The sequence below is a fragment of the Alteromonas oceanisediminis genome (assembly GCF_018474025.1).
Classification (GTDB): Bacteria; Pseudomonadota; Gammaproteobacteria; order Enterobacterales; family Alteromonadaceae; genus Alteromonas_E; species Alteromonas_E oceanisediminis.
This window is the reverse complement of sequence record NZ_JAHCTA010000006.1, coordinates 82,618-98,448: the sequence shown is the minus strand read 5'-3', so window position 1 is coordinate 98,448 and position 15,831 is coordinate 82,618. Positions and strand designations below refer to the sequence as shown.

12 protein-coding genes are annotated in these 15,831 nt (G+C 45.1%); 8 read left to right on the top strand and 4 right to left on the bottom strand.

Translation table 11 applies throughout. The annotated features are described in order from the left end of the window. Positions 1–1,200 (top strand): 2-methylaconitate cis-trans isomerase PrpF, encoded by a 1,200-nt coding sequence (prpF, locus tag KIU71_RS11775; RefSeq protein ID WP_214131489.1) that lies wholly within the window; start codon positions 1–3, stop codon positions 1,198–1,200. Here the strand turns inward: prpF and cysK are convergent, their stop codons facing one another. Further along, positions 1,201–2,226, bottom strand: coding sequence for a cysteine synthase A (cysK, locus tag KIU71_RS11770; RefSeq protein ID WP_214131488.1), 1,026 nt, complete (start codon positions 2,224–2,226; stop codon positions 1,201–1,203). Positions 2,227–2,362: 136 nt separating this feature from the next. Between cysK and KIU71_RS11765 the strand changes: the two genes are divergently transcribed. The 5 genes from KIU71_RS11765 (at position 2,363) to KIU71_RS11745 (ending at position 10,620) form a co-directional block, all read left to right on the top strand. Then, positions 2,363–2,842, top strand: coding sequence for an Lrp/AsnC family transcriptional regulator (locus KIU71_RS11765; protein ID WP_214131487.1), 480 nt, complete (start codon positions 2,363–2,365; stop codon positions 2,840–2,842). A 187-nt stretch (positions 2,843–3,029) separates the two neighbouring features. After that, a complete protein-coding gene (locus tag KIU71_RS11760) occupies positions 3,030–4,349 on the top strand; it encodes a TrkH family potassium uptake protein (protein WP_214131486.1) in 1,320 nt (439 codons plus the stop codon). A 287-nt stretch (positions 4,350–4,636) separates the two neighbouring features. After that, positions 4,637–5,311 (top strand): OmpW/AlkL family protein, encoded by a 675-nt coding sequence (locus KIU71_RS11755; RefSeq protein WP_214131485.1) that lies wholly within the window; start codon positions 4,637–4,639, stop codon positions 5,309–5,311. A gap of 80 nt (positions 5,312–5,391) precedes the next feature. Next, positions 5,392–6,264: a delta-class carbonic anhydrase gene (locus KIU71_RS11750; protein ID WP_214131484.1), complete on the top strand. Its 873-nt coding sequence runs from the start codon at positions 5,392–5,394 to the stop codon at positions 6,262–6,264. Positions 6,265–6,849: 585 nt separating this feature from the next. Continuing rightward, the gene (locus KIU71_RS11745; RefSeq protein WP_214131483.1) at positions 6,850–10,620 is read left to right on the top strand and encodes a hypothetical protein; all 3,771 of its coding nucleotides are present in this window, start codon (positions 6,850–6,852) and stop codon (positions 10,618–10,620) included. Positions 10,621–11,045: 425 nt separating this feature from the next. Here the strand turns inward: KIU71_RS11745 and KIU71_RS11740 are convergent, their stop codons facing one another. Genes KIU71_RS11740 through KIU71_RS11730 form a run of 3 tightly spaced genes read right to left on the bottom strand, consistent with a single transcriptional unit; the run spans position 11,046 to position 14,443 of the window. Next, positions 11,046–11,720: a response regulator transcription factor gene (locus KIU71_RS11740; protein WP_214131482.1), complete on the bottom strand. Its 675-nt coding sequence runs from the start codon at positions 11,718–11,720 to the stop codon at positions 11,046–11,048. Beyond that, positions 11,717–13,276, bottom strand: coding sequence for a sensor histidine kinase (locus KIU71_RS11735; RefSeq protein ID WP_214131481.1), 1,560 nt, complete (start codon positions 13,274–13,276; stop codon positions 11,717–11,719). The genes KIU71_RS11740 and KIU71_RS11735 overlap by 4 nt, the downstream gene beginning before the upstream one ends. Before the next feature lie 9 nt (positions 13,277–13,285). After that, positions 13,286–14,443 carry an AI-2E family transporter gene (locus KIU71_RS11730; RefSeq protein WP_250207467.1) on the bottom strand — a complete coding sequence of 386 codons (1,158 nt, stop codon included), beginning with the start codon at positions 14,441–14,443 and terminating at the stop codon, positions 13,286–13,288. Positions 14,444–14,644: 201 nt separating this feature from the next. Here KIU71_RS11730 and KIU71_RS11725 point away from each other — a divergent pair, with 201 nt between their 5' ends. Continuing rightward, positions 14,645–15,010, top strand: coding sequence for a hypothetical protein (locus KIU71_RS11725; protein ID WP_214131480.1), 366 nt, complete (start codon positions 14,645–14,647; stop codon positions 15,008–15,010). A gap of 611 nt (positions 15,011–15,621) precedes the next feature. After that, the gene (locus KIU71_RS11720; protein ID WP_214131479.1) at positions 15,622–15,807 is read left to right on the top strand and encodes a hypothetical protein; all 186 of its coding nucleotides are present in this window, start codon (positions 15,622–15,624) and stop codon (positions 15,805–15,807) included. Positions 15,808–15,831 lie beyond the last annotated feature (24 nt).

Sequence of the window (15,831 nt, the reverse complement as noted above, 5' to 3'; positions counted from 1 at the left end):
ATGCGTTCTCAATACCCGCCACAACGGAAAGTACCCGCTACCTATATGCGGGGCGGCACGTCCAAAGGTGTTTTTTTTAACCTGAATGATTTGCCGCTGGAAGCGCAACAACCTGGCCCAGCCCGTGACCAGTTTCTGCTGCGCGTTATCGGTAGCCCTGATCCCTATGGTAAGCACACGGACGGAATGGGGGGGGCAACATCAAGCACCAGTAAAGCCGTTATTCTGTCCAAAAGTGATATGGCTGATCATGATGTTAACTACCTTTTTGGCCAAGTATCGATCGTTAGCCCTTTTGTTGATTGGAGTGGCAACTGCGGCAACCTCACGGCCGCAGTGGGTGCTTTTGCGATTGAGAATGGGTTAGTGTCCGATCCGTTACTCAGCAATCAAGAAAGTGGCATTGTTACTGTGCGAATTTGGCAGGAAAACATACAGAAATCGATTGTCGCTCATATTCAGGTGACTCAAGGTGCTGTGCAGGAAACCGGCGATTTTGTGTTGGATGGTGTGACCTTCCCGGCGGCCGAAGTCGTGGTTGAGTTTATCGACCCGGCAGATGGGGGAGGCGCGCTTTTCCCGACCGGTAACCGTGTTGATCGCTTAATCACGACAGATTTTGGCGAGATTGATGCAACGTTTATTAACGCGGGTATTCCGACCATCTTTGTTAATGCAAGTGACATCGGTTATCAGGGCACTGAATTGCAAAGTGCGGTGAATGATAACCCGCAGGCTTTGGCAAAGTTCGAGCGTTTACGCGCAGAAGGCGCAGTGGCGATGGGATTGATTGATAGCGTTGAACAAGCGCAACAGCGACAGCACACACCCAAGATTGCATTTGTTTCCCCTGCAAAGACGTATCGGTCGTCCAGCGGCGCTGACGTTCTTGAGCAGGATATCGATGTGCTTGTGAGAGCGTTGTCGATGGGCAAGTTACATCATGCCATGATGGGCACCGCCGCAGTGGCTATAGGAACAGCGGCTGCCATACCGGGCACATTGGTGAATCTGGCCTCAGGGGGTGGCGAACGTCAGTCTGTGACCTTTGGCCACCCGTCGGGAACCTTGAAAGTGGGGGCCGAAGCTCAGCAGGTTGAAGGGCAGTGGCGTGTAACCAAAGCCATTATGAGTCGCAGTGCGCGCGTGTTAATGGAAGGTCACGTGCGCGTTCCGATGGAAGGAGAGGCGACAGAGTAACTATGCGTGTGTTTCTTGTTCGAACAGTGCCGTGCTGTAATAACGCTCGGCCGTATCGGCGAGTATCATCACAATCCGCTTGTCCGCATATTCTGCCTGCTGTGCAATGCGCACAGCAGCGCAGGCTGTAGCTCCAGAAGAAATCCCCACGGCTAAGCCTTCTGCTGTTCGCGCTAGCGCGCGCGCGTAAGTGATAGCATCCTCATCTTCGACGGTTTCGATGCGATCAATCAGCTCGCGCTTTAAAATGTCAGGGACATGCCCGGAACTGAGCCCCTGAATACCGTGGACGCCCGAACGACCAGAGCTCAACACTGGGCAGCGAGCAGGTTCGACAGCAACGATCTGCGTGTGTGGCGACACTTGTTTCAATACACTTGCAATCCCGGTTAATGAACCACCAGTACCTACACCCGCAATGAATACATCAATATTTTCACCGCAGTCGCGGATGATTTCTTGCGCCGTTGTGCGTGCGTGGATCTCTGGATTTGCCAAATTACCGAATTGATCTAGTGAGACCGCGTACGGTGTGGCTTTGACCAATTCTTTAGCGTGGTCGATAGCGCCCTTGGTTCCCAAGTGCTTAGGAGTTAGAACGACATTCGCACCAAAGTGCTGAATCATTTTGCGACGCTCGATCGACATGTGTTCCGGGATCACGATAGTAAGCTTAATACCGTGCAATGCACAAAGCCACGCGCAGGAGACACCATTATTACCTGACGTGGCTTCGATAATGTGGGTTTGAGCACAAAAGTGCGAGGACGACATAAGTTGTTTGAGCATTGCCAGAGCAGGGCGATCTTTCGTCGAACTCATTGGGTTCATAAACTCCAATTTCGCGACTAACTGCCCAACACAGGCATGCTTTTTCGCCAGCCTATTGAGCGACAGTAATGGTGTATTACCTACCAGATCCGATACGCAAGAATATATATTAGCACCTCCTAATGCCTTGGAAGTGGTTGTTTCATTTAGATTTTCACCCTCTATTTCGTCGTGTTCGCGCCTTTGTGTTAGCATGATCTGATGCCTCTTTGTCGTATGCTGTATCACCGTCTATCGCATAAATATTCCCATGGAATAGGCGTAAATATTTGCTCAATGCTCATGGAATAATTTATTATTAAGCGAATAATTTCTACTCATGTATAGATTAATGAAAAATATTACTATTCAGTTGGATTCTATTGATAAAGCTTTGCTTCACTTAGTGCAGCAAGATGCAAGTCTTGGTGTGGCGCAGATGGCAGAGCGCGTAGGTCTTACCACCACCCCCTGTTGGCGACGTATTCAGCGCTTACAATCTGCCGGCGTTATTCGAAAGAGTGTGACATTACTTGCGCCAGAGAAACTGAACCTTCAGTTAACCGTATTCGTTCATATCAAGGCACTACGCCATGACAGTGAATGGCTTAAACAATTTGCAAACCACACCAGTGCATTCGATGAAGTTGTTGAGTTTTATCGCTTGAGCGGAGAATACGATTACCTATTAAAAGTGTTAGTCGCTGACATGGCCGGGTTTGATCATTTTTACAAACGGTTTATCGCTGGAACCCAACTACAAGATGTGACGTCAAGTTTTGCAATGGAAAACATAAAAAACAGTACTGAATTGCCGCTGAACCATCTTTAAGTGACTTTTTACAGCAGTGTCGGTAAATTCTGCACGCTAGCGACGTTAGGCTATTCGCAAACGTCTGCGCTGATACGAAGTTGGTTGTGGGTATTAACGGTTCTCTACCGTGTTGGCGCAAACTCTGCTTAGTACCGTTCCACGTTGTATTTTAAACAGGGCACATCAGCCCTTTAAGTAGGTTACATTGAAAGCAATCAGACAATATCTTGCCGGCATCTCACCTTCGGCAATGTTAGTACAAGGTTATCTGTTCTATTTATTTTTAGGCTGGCTGGCGTTATCGCTGCCCTGGGCTCAGTCTGTGAATGTCTCGACATTAGATAATCTGTTTATGGCGGCGTCTGCCGTGTCGACAACGGGTTTAGTCACGGTTGATCCAGGTTCCAGTTATACTTTTTTGGGTGAAGTTGTATTGTTACTGTTGATCCAACTGGGTGGAATTGGCTACATGACATTTGGTTCATTTGTGCTGTTGGCAATGCGACATAAAGCCTCGAATGAATGCTTAGAAATCAACAAGCGAGCTTTTGCATTACCTCACGATTTCGATATCGCGCCATTTATTCGTAAGGTGGTTATATTTACGCTGAGTGTTGAAGCGGTTGGCGCGTTGTTGCTGTACCTGTTGTTTTTTAACGAGGGTGTCGACAATGCGCTGTGGAGTGCAATTTTCCACAGCGTTTCAGCTTTCTGTACCGCGGGCTTTAGCTTGTTCAGTAACAGCTTTGAAGGCTTCGCCAGCCATGTCGGCGTTAATGTTGTTATCTCAACGCTGTCGCTGCTAGGCGCCATTGGGTTTATCGTGATGGTCGATGTGTGGACTGTGATACGCGGCTCAAATCGCTACTTACATTTCACGTCTAAAGTCATATTGAAAGTCACCTTGTCCTTTTTAGGGATCGGCACGCTATTGTTCATGTGGCTTGAGCCCAGTATTGCCGAGCTGCCAGCGCACGAAAAACTGATCGCCGCTTTTTTTCAGGTGATGACGGCCACCACCACGGTTGGATTTAACACGTTGCCAATAGGCAGTCTGGCACCTGCGCTGATCGTTGTGCTGTACTTTTTAATGATGTTTGGCGCGGCTCCGTCGGGCACAGGAGGCGGGCTAAAGTCAACTAACTTTGCCGCCTTGGCTGGACTCATCAAAAGTACGCTGAAAACGCGCGACAAGATTCGTTTGAACAAGCGCACGTTGTCACCTGACAAGGTGCAATGGGCAACGGCTAGCTTTGCGTACTATTTTGCCGTTCTATTTGTTGCAACGGTTATGTTGTTGACGTTAGAAGATGCCGGTATCGATGTTGTACTTTTTGAGGTTTTTTCCGCGTTGGGAACCGTTGGTCTTAGTATGGGACTGACAGGGCAGTTGACTGAGATGGGGAAATTTATTGTCGTCGTTCTGATGTTCATGGGGCGCATTGGTATTTTGACGTTCGGTATTATGCTGGCGATGCACGACGAAACCAGAGAAGAGGAGAAGGATGATGACCTCGTTTTGTAGTGATGGTTGCTCACATCGCCCCATCTTATTGGTAGCCCTGCAGGCCATCAATGAATAGAAATAATTAGTGAACGTTAACGGTAAACGACTGCGAGCTAATGACAGAGTTCTAGGTTATTGATTTAATAAATTTTTGAGAGTGCTGCCAGTATGGCTCACCAAGTTACGCGTAACAAGAAGGTGCATTCTAGGTTGGCGTTAATCTAATTTTAATGTTGCTGTAAAGTCTTTTACAGGCGCTAATACTACACTTGCCATCAGTTGATTTAATCTAATGAGGATAACTGATGAAAAAGACCATCGTCGCGAGTGTCGTCGCGTTAGCATCTTTGGGTAGTACCACTGCAATAGCCTTTGAAAAGGGAGACATTATTGTTCGTGGTGGGCTGGCGACTGTCGCGCCTGACGAATCTACCTCAAATGTGTTCGTTGGTGGAGCCGATCTGGGCGTTGATTTACAGATCGAAAACAATACTCAATTAGGGCTTAACGTTGCGTATTTTATCACGGACAACATTAACATCGAAGTACTGGCCGCCACGCCGTTCAAGCATGATGTCGATTTTGGTGTCTCAGATCCACTTGGCACCGGAGACCAACTGGGTGAGGTCACTCATCTCCCTCCGACGGTGTCTGCTAATTATTACTTTTTAGGCAATAGCAATACTTTCAAGCCTTATGTTGGCTTGGGGATTAACTATACATTTATTTATGATGAATCTTTCACCGCTGCGAATCAGGCAATTGGTTTAAATGATTTGTCGCTGGATAACTCTTTCGGGCTCGCTGCGCAGATTGGCGCTGATGTGATGGTGGATGAAAATTGGTTTGTGAATGCATCGATTCGCTATATCGATATCGATACAGAAGCGCATTTTGATTTAAATGGTGTTTCGGGCAGCGTCGGTTCGATTGCGATTGATCCGCTTGTCTACACCTTCGCTATTGGCTATCGGTTCTAATTTTTCGGCATAAACAGAACTTATTTGCTTGAATAAGCGTAAGTTTAATCGACCCACATTAAAGAGATTGGAGCAAAACAATGAAAACAAAAAAATTTTATAAAAACACGCTTATCGCGACTGCGGTTGCTTCTGTTATGTTAAGTGCGTCAGCGTCGGCGTTTGCTAAGATGGTTTCCGATGATGTCGTGGCTAAACAGCGCTCCGCATTGGAAAAAAATACTGCCGGTAAGGGGTTTGGTCCTCAGTCACCGCGTGATTTGGACACGCTAGAGGGTGAAAATATGCGTTCTTTTGGCATGGCGCCAACCACCGAGCGCATGAATTTGTGTAACATCCACTTTCATAAGAATGCGGAGCATAAGGGTGGTGAGTACACCACCTACGCGGGCAATGGTGATGGAAAGGGTTTTAATACCGGCTTTAAGTACAACGGTTCACTGACTGCAGAACAGCTGAAGCCGGTTAGCGGTAAAGTGTGTGGCGCGAAAGGGCATCCACTGCAATCCGGTGATACGTTAGAAGTTCACTTTGTTTATTCATCAGCCCAGGTTGAGCCAGGTAAAACGCTAGGTGCGTGTTTGTCGGATAGCGTCATGAACCCTGGGTTGCGCGTTGAAGGCCAGGTTATCGTGCTAGCCAATGACAGTGACGCTGCTGATTTTGCTGAGATGACCGAAATCGACCAGGAAAATGGTTATTATCAAGCGGTTAACATCCCCAATAACACGGGCGCACCTATCACGTATCTAGGGTCTACTACCGGCCCTTCGTACAATGAAACAGCTTCTCCGTTACATGTAACCTGGAGTATGCGCCCTAAAGTCGCTGTTGTTGATATCAATAGTGTGGGTGAGTGGTGTGAAGATAATGTGTTTGCGGAAGATCACGCGCATGGTGTGCGTAATTTGGTGACCAATCCAAAACTGATTTCACCCATTAACGTCATGTAATCTATGCCAACCTAACCCAAGAAGCGCACTTTTCAGTGCGCTTTTTTGTTACTGTGATGGACATCGCGCGTATTGCAAAAACACTGTTCAATTCCCTACGGTGGTGAGTTGAAGACTCGAAGGTAAAAATCCTTGGCACGCCCGGTAAGGGTGTTCATCGTTACCAACAGTTTCAGTGCTTATTCAAACTGTCTTGGTATGCAACCGTATGCTCGGGATGTGAGAGGACAAACCGCATGGGGCTTTCTCCCAACTTGATTGTCATCTATTTAAAACTATGCGCGCCCTGGACGAAACACCTGTACAGAATGCTATTTGCGTACTAAGAAAACTCTTTTGCTAAAATGCAACTCCCACGCTTAATCCAGAAAGTGAAAAATTTTGAGATTAACTGCTTATCGATAAATTTGTTTCAATCGCGAGCTAGTACACGAGGCGATTTGCGTTAATGCGAGCTATGATCTGAATGCTCTTGAAGGTATTCTCAATCATACTCACGTACATTTATCTGCGTAAATTCGTGGCACCTACCGCAAGCACTTCGCGTTCATTCAGAAGAACCCGCAATATTAATAGGACGCAGGTATGATTATAAAAAGTAAGGTGTTGATCGCTAAAGTCGTTTTCTTTTTTTACATCCCACTGTTTTTATCTTTCGATTTAATGGCTTCGCAATACACCAACAAGCAAAGTCTTGTAAATGATCCGAGCTTTGAGCTACGAAATGATTTTGAGTTGTACAATAGTTCGCAAGACATAGACCATCTTCGATACACCCATCACTCAGAAGATATCATTTTTGGCGATACAAGTTTACTGGGCGTTCTGCCGCCTTATCACGATTTGAATGTCAAATTTAATCCCGATTGGAACAGTGGCACCTATTTAGACAGTGCCTCTGTCGAGCTTTTTGCAAAAATTGTTAATAACAAACAATCGAACATTGAGGTTTGTACGTTTGTCTATTATCAAACGGGAATCAAAGACAAAATTTGTCAGAAAACGCTAACCGGTGAAGCCGTAGAAAAATTTTCGGTTAATGTGGACGCAGACAATACTCGCGAAGTCGACCGAGTTTGGATAAGAATTGAAAACAGAAGCTCTCAAACTGTTGAACTGGCGGTGGATTCGGTCAATGTTGAACTCTTTCACAAAGTAGAGCAACGTTTTGAACCGTTTTTGCCACCGCCCCTTCCTGATGCCATGCAGCAAATTACCTTCAATTCGTTTGATTTAACCTTGGAAGGTTTTTCCCATGATTCAACAAATCACGACCTTGTATTAGATCCTACAGGCTTTGATGGGAATGGTGGGCTTAGCTTTGAGGTGAATTCTTATGATAGTGTGCGTTACGTGTATCAAAATCAATGGAACACGGGGAATGCTATTGAGTCTGCACTGACCTACTTCCAAATTTTACAAACCAGTGAGGGTGTAAGCCAGGAAACTGAAGCTTGTCTTTTTGTCTATTTTCAAAATGGAAATTCAAGCAAAACGTGCGATACAATACTCAATAGTAATACAATGCTGCCTGCGCTGCTTGAGCTGACCTCACAAACAGCTCAAGAAAATCGAGATGCGCTGGTGGATAGAGTTATCGTTAGATTTAAAAATCACAGCAACTCACCGGTAAACATATCTATAGATAACTTCTTTTTAGGCGCAATTGCCTATCAAGATGAAGAACAACCACCTGAAGATGATGTCTCAACGCCACCGATTGATGATACTCTAAGCACGCTTTTACTTACAACGTTTGATAATGACCAATTACACCTAACGCACTCTTCTGCATCAGACGTGTTTGAGGTCCAGAGACCGGGGCTTGATGGAAATGGAAGTTTAAGAGTAAATTTAAGTCCATATAAATCAGTGCGTTTTATCCATCAATACGAATGGAACACTGGAACCTTTGGTGATTTTGCATCGTTTTTTGGTGCCGTCCAACAGTTAAACGAAAACTATTCAGGCTATATTGAATCCTGCTTATTCGTTTATTACCAATCCAGTCCTACGGTGAAAGTCTGTAATAATATTGGCGAATATCTCAACGGGAATATCGAAGATTTCCTCATTGATACAGGAGACTTACTGCATCAGGACGATGAAATTAACCGTGTTATTATAAGGTTAAAAAACATTGGAAACAGCCTTGCTGAGCTCTTCCTTGATGACATCTATGTGGGACTCAGATTAACCGATGAGTCAGACGAAACGCCTCCTGACGATCCTATTGAACCCATCGACCCAGTTGATCCACCTGTCGTTAGAGACATTAGCATTTCGACCCCGCTTGAAGGTGAAACCATTTCTGGAACGGTTTCTCTACAAACCACACTATCAGGCCTAGCCACAGACCAATTCCGAATAACTTTAAATAGCATTGAAGTAGCGTCTGGGAGCGTCTCTGATGGCAGTCAAACGTTTGATATTGATACGCAATCATTCAATGAAGGCATAGCAACTTTTGATATAACAATCCGTAGTGATGGTGACGTTGTCAAACAGTTGCAAAGAAGTGTTTTCATTAATAATGTGTCAGACGAATTGCCACTTCCTGCACCCAATTGGCAAAATTACAGAGTCTCAGCAAATGATGTGTCTCCGGCGTTGCAAGGAGAAATGGTCAATGACTACACCAAAAGTGTTCGCGTCGTGCTTCACCCTTCTCATGATGTTGATGGTGATGAAACTGTAGTGTTCGGTTTTCCTTTACCCCCTGGCGTGTTGGGTAACGTCGACCACGTGTCTGTGCTAAATAGTGATGGAGAAGAAGTTCCCGCAATGGTCACATCGCTAGGGAATTGGAAATATATGCCTCACGAAGACACGCTGTGCAGCGGTCTTACCGGACTGGGGTCACCAGGTATCCGTTCAATCGCTATCCAGCTAGACACAACATTTGCACAAAACGCGTCTCAGGAAATATTTGTAGTTCTCAATCAGACCGCTCAGCAAGACTATGATGGAGAAGCTGTCGCATTTGCTGATCAATTGGTCAATATTGAAAATGGGCCACTTTACCAACAAGAAATGCAATTCGACTATGGTCAGCAAAGTGAGACACTATCGCCCAAAGAACCCGAGGTGTATGCACTTATCGACAACAATTATTTGCGATGCGCGCAACTTGCAACCATGGTATCGCCAGTCTCTGAGTTTGCTTTGAATACGTCGGATATAGCCCAGAAAAACTTCTTTTATTCTTCAATCAATGAGTTTTTAGGCACAGAACTTACCGGAGAAGTCACCGCCGAAAAATATAAGGTCAGACTACAAAATACCAGCAATAGCGCGTGGCTCTATGATCGAATGATGACCATGCTTAACGCGTATATGGTTCATGGTGATTTTGAAATGTACCGGGAGTTTATTCGCTCGACACTGCTCTATCAGCAGTTACTTTATAAGTCTGGAGACTGCCCAGAAGGTAGAGATTGCGAAGGCTATTTTAAGCTTAAAAATACAAAACCAGAAGCCTATTATAAAGACTCAAAGTACAGCTATGGTGAATCAGTGGCTGCGTTTTATTGGCTAACCGGCGATGTTCATGCATTTTCTTCTCTTACTGACGTGACGAAAGCATCCGTTGATGAAACAGACCTTATTAAAAATAAGGGGTTTTATTACACAGAGCGACATACCGGCATTGCGCTAATCACCGCCATTGCCGACTGGGAAACGACTGGTGATAGCGAACTCAGAAAATACATAGAAAAATCTGTGGACGATCTTATCACTAGGCGTTATACGCAGCCTTATCAGCCTCAGAGCTTTATCGATGCCGGTACAACCATCGCTGCAAACGGCTGCTTGATCACGAATTATGATCGTATTGGTGAGCCTGGTATTGATCCATGGAAGGCAAGTTTGCTAACTCATGGTTTGTTTCGCTATTACAGTGTGTTTAAAGATCAAAGGGTTGCCAATGTTTTGGCTGAGCAAGCAAGATGCATCATAGAGCATGCAACATCGATGTCATCTCATCGGTCAGACATTGATTCAACTAGAACGCCTTTTTATAGCGCATCTACAACGCTTGACGTGTACCCTAACTTCTTTGATTCAGAAGGAAACCCTTGGTCGGGGCAAGAGCATGCTCTTGATGTGGCCTATCTTACAGCGGTAGGTGCATTTCTGGAACAAGACCCTATCATGAAGCAAGACTTAATTGATAACACCCTTGAACTCATTGATACTCACAATTTAATTATCAATGATTATACAAGGGATGGGGCTCGCTTGACACCTGGCTACCCTGTGTATCGAACCTGGCCGTTTAGAAAATACGCATGGCAGTACAAAAATGTGGGTAGCATAAGTTGGTTGATAGGCGAAAATAGTTCTGTTTACTGAAATATTGAGGGAACGGATAGCCTCGGTTCCCTCAATTTTGCTCGCCCCAAGAAGCTGATAAATTTTGCAAGACTGCAGCTTCCTGTATAACCCTAATAAAGAACAAGATAATCATGATGGTAAGCTTATTCTGAGTACGCTGGCAATGAGAGGCCGTAACGTCGAATAAGCGTTGCTGAATTTTCCGCAACCTTCCTCTGGTAAGAACTTAAATCTACCCAGCGACGACTATCGTTCAAATTGCAGTTGCCATGACGTTATCAACAAAACCGCGTCACTAATTACCTAGCAGCAGAGCAGTCAACTTAATGATTTAGTTCATAAGCAGTGGTGTGGTGTTCTGGTGTGTGGAATTCCGAGGCTACGCTTGCAGGGCAGCTCTTAAGGTGGGGTAACTGATCCATCACTCGACGTAGGTGCGTACACTAAAGTGTGGCAAGTCGATAGCCATTGCCGCGCAGTGTTTGAATGGAAACGCCGCTATTTTCTATTCTTTTACGTAATCGACTGACGTAAACGTCGACAATGTTAGTGTTTGGGTCGCTGTATGTTTGCCATACGCGACTTAAAATACGTTCCCTCGACAGTACTTTATGGGCGTTTTCGGCAAAATACATCAGCAGTTCAAATTCTATTTTTGTCAGCGCGATTTCTTGCTCATTCACATAAGCTAATCGCTCACTGGATGATAATACCAAGGTGCCCAACGTTAGGTAGCTCGAAAGATCTTTTCCCTGATTTTGTGTGCGGCGTGTTAACGCACTTAATCGAGCCAACAGCTCATCGAAATCAAACGGTTTACACAGGTAGTCATCAGCGCCAGCTTTCAAACCATTGACACGTTCAGCAACATCATCAAGTGCGGTTAACATTAAAATCATGGGCGGACTCGGCACGTGTTTTAGAGATTGAACAGTGTCAATGCTGTCAAGTTCTCCGAACAAGCGGTCGAGCACGACGATGTCAGGCGTAAAACGTTTAGCAGCAGGAACCACTTCATGGAGTTCATTAACGGACTCGCATTCGAAACCTTCAGCGCGGAGGCCTCGCTGCAGAAAGTGACTGAGTGAGCGCTCGTCATCGGCGATCAGAATTTTCATACGGTTCCCTCATTTGGCAAGAGCACAGTAAACGTGGTGCCGCGCCCCAGCGTGGACTCGACTTCTATCGCACCACCATGTTGTTCAATAATCGCTTTTGCGATCGGTAGGCCCAGCCCCAAACCTTCATGATGTTTACTGAAACGCACAAAGCGCTCAAACACATTCTCTACTTCGGCGGCCGAAATGCCTTCACCGTGATCAGTAACAGAGATACCCACTGTGTTTCCCTGATTAAATAATGCCAGAACAACAGGCTGCGACTCGTCAGAATATTTAAACGCGTTATCAATTAAGATAGACAACACTTGCTGGACTCTACGCGGATCAACCGAAACAACGACCGATTCCGCATCGATCGTATCCGATAACCCCATTTGGCGGGCAGGGTGGCTTTTACTCCACTTTGTAATTTGTTCCTGCACTAACGCTTTAATATCGATAGGGCGCCGCTCTAAACTCAATTGATTCATTTCAGCCCGGGTAAGCAGTAGCAAATCATCCACTAACCGGCTGAGGTTGACCGACTGATGCAAAATGGAACTCAATGTTTCCTGATAATCGTCAACAGTGGCAGATTTTAATCGCAATGTGACTTGTGCTTCACCTCTAATGATTGTCAGCGGTGTACGCAATTCGTGCGATACGTCAGCGATAAACTGGCGTCGCCGCGCGTCGACTTTGGTGAGCTGCAAATTGGCTTCAGTAAGTTCCATCGTGCGCTGCTCTACCTCAACCTCTAGACGCTTGCGTGACTTTTCTTCCAATGCGTCGTGTTGACGCAATCTCTCGGCGAGTTGATTAATACTTGATGCCAGTGTTTCAAACTCATCGTCCAGTTTGACATGTATCGGTTGACTATAATTTCCCGCGGCAATGGTATTGGCGGCGGAACCTATCAGGGCTAATGGTTGATAAAGCTGATGAAACAACCAATAGCAGCCGTAAATGATCAGTGGGAAAGATAAGATCGCTAAACCGATGCTGACCCAAAAAATCGTACTGTTAAGCGTTGTTATTTTTGTATTGATCGCAGTCACTACACGAGCCTGACGTGTCACGGCTGCATTGATGGCTTCTCGGAAACGCTCATCAATAGTGACTTCGAGTAAACTGCGTAATTGCTCTTGTTGATTCAGCGGCAGCCGGTTGTCGCTAAGCGTAATTGCTTGAAACTCATCAATAATGCTACTGATCAACGACACCAGTTCATCGGTGTCTTCAACGCTGCCCTGCGTATATTCGAGGCCCATTTCCTGACGTTGTTGTAGCTCAAGTGTTCGGATAGTTTGAATTGACTCATCGATTAAATTTTGTTTTTTACGCACATACGCCTGATTCGCGTATTCGCCAAAAATAATTTCGTCGGTCAGTTGTTTGAACAGACGGTACGAGTTACTAGACAACTTTTCATGCTCAACCAACAATGTCTGCGCAATGTTGCTTTGTTCGAGGTTAGATTTTGTGAGGTAAGCCGTGATCGCTGTGCTACCCAGCGCAATAGACAGAATAAAGGCCGTGGTCAGCCCGAAATAAAACAGTTTGCGTTTATACATAGCGTTTATTCATTTCCTGGCTTCGATAAGCTTAATCCAGTGAGGAAAAACATTCATCTCTGCTAAAGCGAGTTTAACGCACACAAATAATGGCACGGCGATGAGTACTCCCATGATACCCCAAAGCCAACCAGTAACGAGCAACCATAAAATAATGATCAGTGGATTGACTTGCATACTACTGCCCAGCACCGCTGGGGTGATCACCTGAGATTCTAAGATATTAAGCCCCAGAAATACGGCACTGGGCAAAAGCGCCATCCCCGTAACGCCGAACTGAACTAGCCCAACGATGAGTAATACCGACAAACTAAATATTGAGCCAACATAGGGCACGAAATTAAACACACCCACAATCGCGCCCCACAGTATTGCGTCATCAATGTTAAACGCCGTGAGCACTCCCGCCGTAGCAATGCCCAACAAAGAATTGATCAGAGTGATGGTAACAATATATCGCGACAGAGCCTTTTGCACACGCTTCACTAGAAGAGTGACGCGGCGTTTGTTTTTTACCACAGGAAAATCCTGAACGAACACGTGAAATAGGGGCGGGCCAAAGATCAGCAGAAATAAGATCAACACCATACAGCCCAGGATCTGTGCGATAAAGATAGGGCCACTTTTGAGTAACGTCATCGCTAGCTCGACACTACTCTGCTTAAACTTTTCTTCTACCACACTACTCGCGTCTTCAGATTTTTCAGCCAGAGGTTCAACATCATCACCGAACCAGTCAAAAAAGCCTTTCTCCACTGGCGGTTCGGCCGCTTGTTTTACCGCCGCTTTTTCTTGTTCAAATGCATTATTCATATCATCAATCTGTTGCGTGATATGCACTGACATTTTTGGCACCATTTTCATCCAACGCTGCACTGGCTCTGCAAGCTCGATAAATAGTACGGTGAACGGCGCGATTAATAAGGAAAGCAACAAGCACGAGGAGATTATCCGGGGAATAAACATCGCTTCCAACTTATGAACGAGAGGATTGAGTAGTAACGCAACGAAACCTGCAAACACGACGGGAATAAGCAATGTTTGCGCAAAATACAAGGTGTAAAGTACGCCTAATGTGACAAGGATCGTCAAGGAGACATGAAGCGGAAATTGGTGGGAACGGCGTTTACGATCTGTGTTTTCCATTGTTGATACTTGCTCGCCCATGAATGAGAAACTCCTGATTTTCCGCTAAATTCTTGTGCCGGTATTCTACACCGATATTGGTTAAGATCGCTTATTTTTGATCGCGTTGTGCTTGCACGATACACCAGTGAAGGTCATGCGTATTGAAACGATGAGTTCTTGACGGCAACCTCAATTATTACTAATCTAAATAGGAATCATTATCATGTAGAGAGTGTTGACATGTATCGATACGAATTTGATTGCTATGAAAAGGCAGTGAGGACAGAGGTTCAGTATCAGGATCTAAGTATTATCAACTGCTATGTCCATCTAGGGCTAGAACGAGCAAAAGAGGCCTCTCGTGCTGAAGACGCCAACGTTATTTATGCGAGACTCATGAAAACCCTAGAGGAAACCATGTGCGATCATCTCGTTTCCCATCGATGGCGTTTGCACTGTTATCGCGTTCTCAAGCAGTTAATGCCGCTGATGTATGAAATTATCAGCGAGGACGAATACCTCTTTTTGAACGAAAAACTCAATACACTTTCACAGTTTTTCCTCAAGCGCGTGAGTTGCGACCGTTCCAGCATCAACAAATACTAAGCTGTCAATACAAAAATATATGGCATCCCGATGAATGATTTAGCGTTAACAGCACAAAATGATGGGTCAAGCATCGTGTACTATCTGATATTTGATGCTGTAGTGATCGTTGCTATTCTCGCCATTTCGCTGGTACTGAAATACGCTGCAATACTATTTCTCAGAAAGCGGAGTGCAAAAAAGATTAGATATCCAGCGATCTACAAAAGCTGATAGGACGGAGCGGTACAAAATTATCTATAAGCGCTAGGGCCTGTTCATCTTCCATATCGGGACTCGTCGCGAAGGACCTCATCCTTCCTTCAACTTCGTCATTTGTGGCTAGTTTGGATCAACCATACCAATACTTCTCTTTCCTCGCTGGTGAAAGAATCAGACTCAAGTCTGTACCGGTCAGAGAATGCAAAAAATGAATGATAAACTGGCCTTATTGAGGCATTGAAAGAAAATATTTCAAACGACTTGAAAAAAGTACTGCTTATTCCATTCGGTATACCATACAGCACTTAAAACAACGCTCTATCTGCCTGATTTTTATAGATTATTAAGTACGGTAATTGTGGTTTTATACTTGCTTGCAATGTTCGCTAAATGAATCAAGGGATTTTACGATGAGAATTTTAAGTAACGATGAGTTGGGAGGTGAGGTATCGTTTCTCAAACAACGATTGAATTTAATTCCCGATTGGAAAGCGTCTGAAAAACTGTCCTTAGAATTACGCCTTAAACAACTATCCGGTTATATCAATGGGGGAAACAGGCAGCAAATCCCAAACGGCTTAGTCGAAGAGTCGTGAGATACGAAATGACATTTTAAGGTT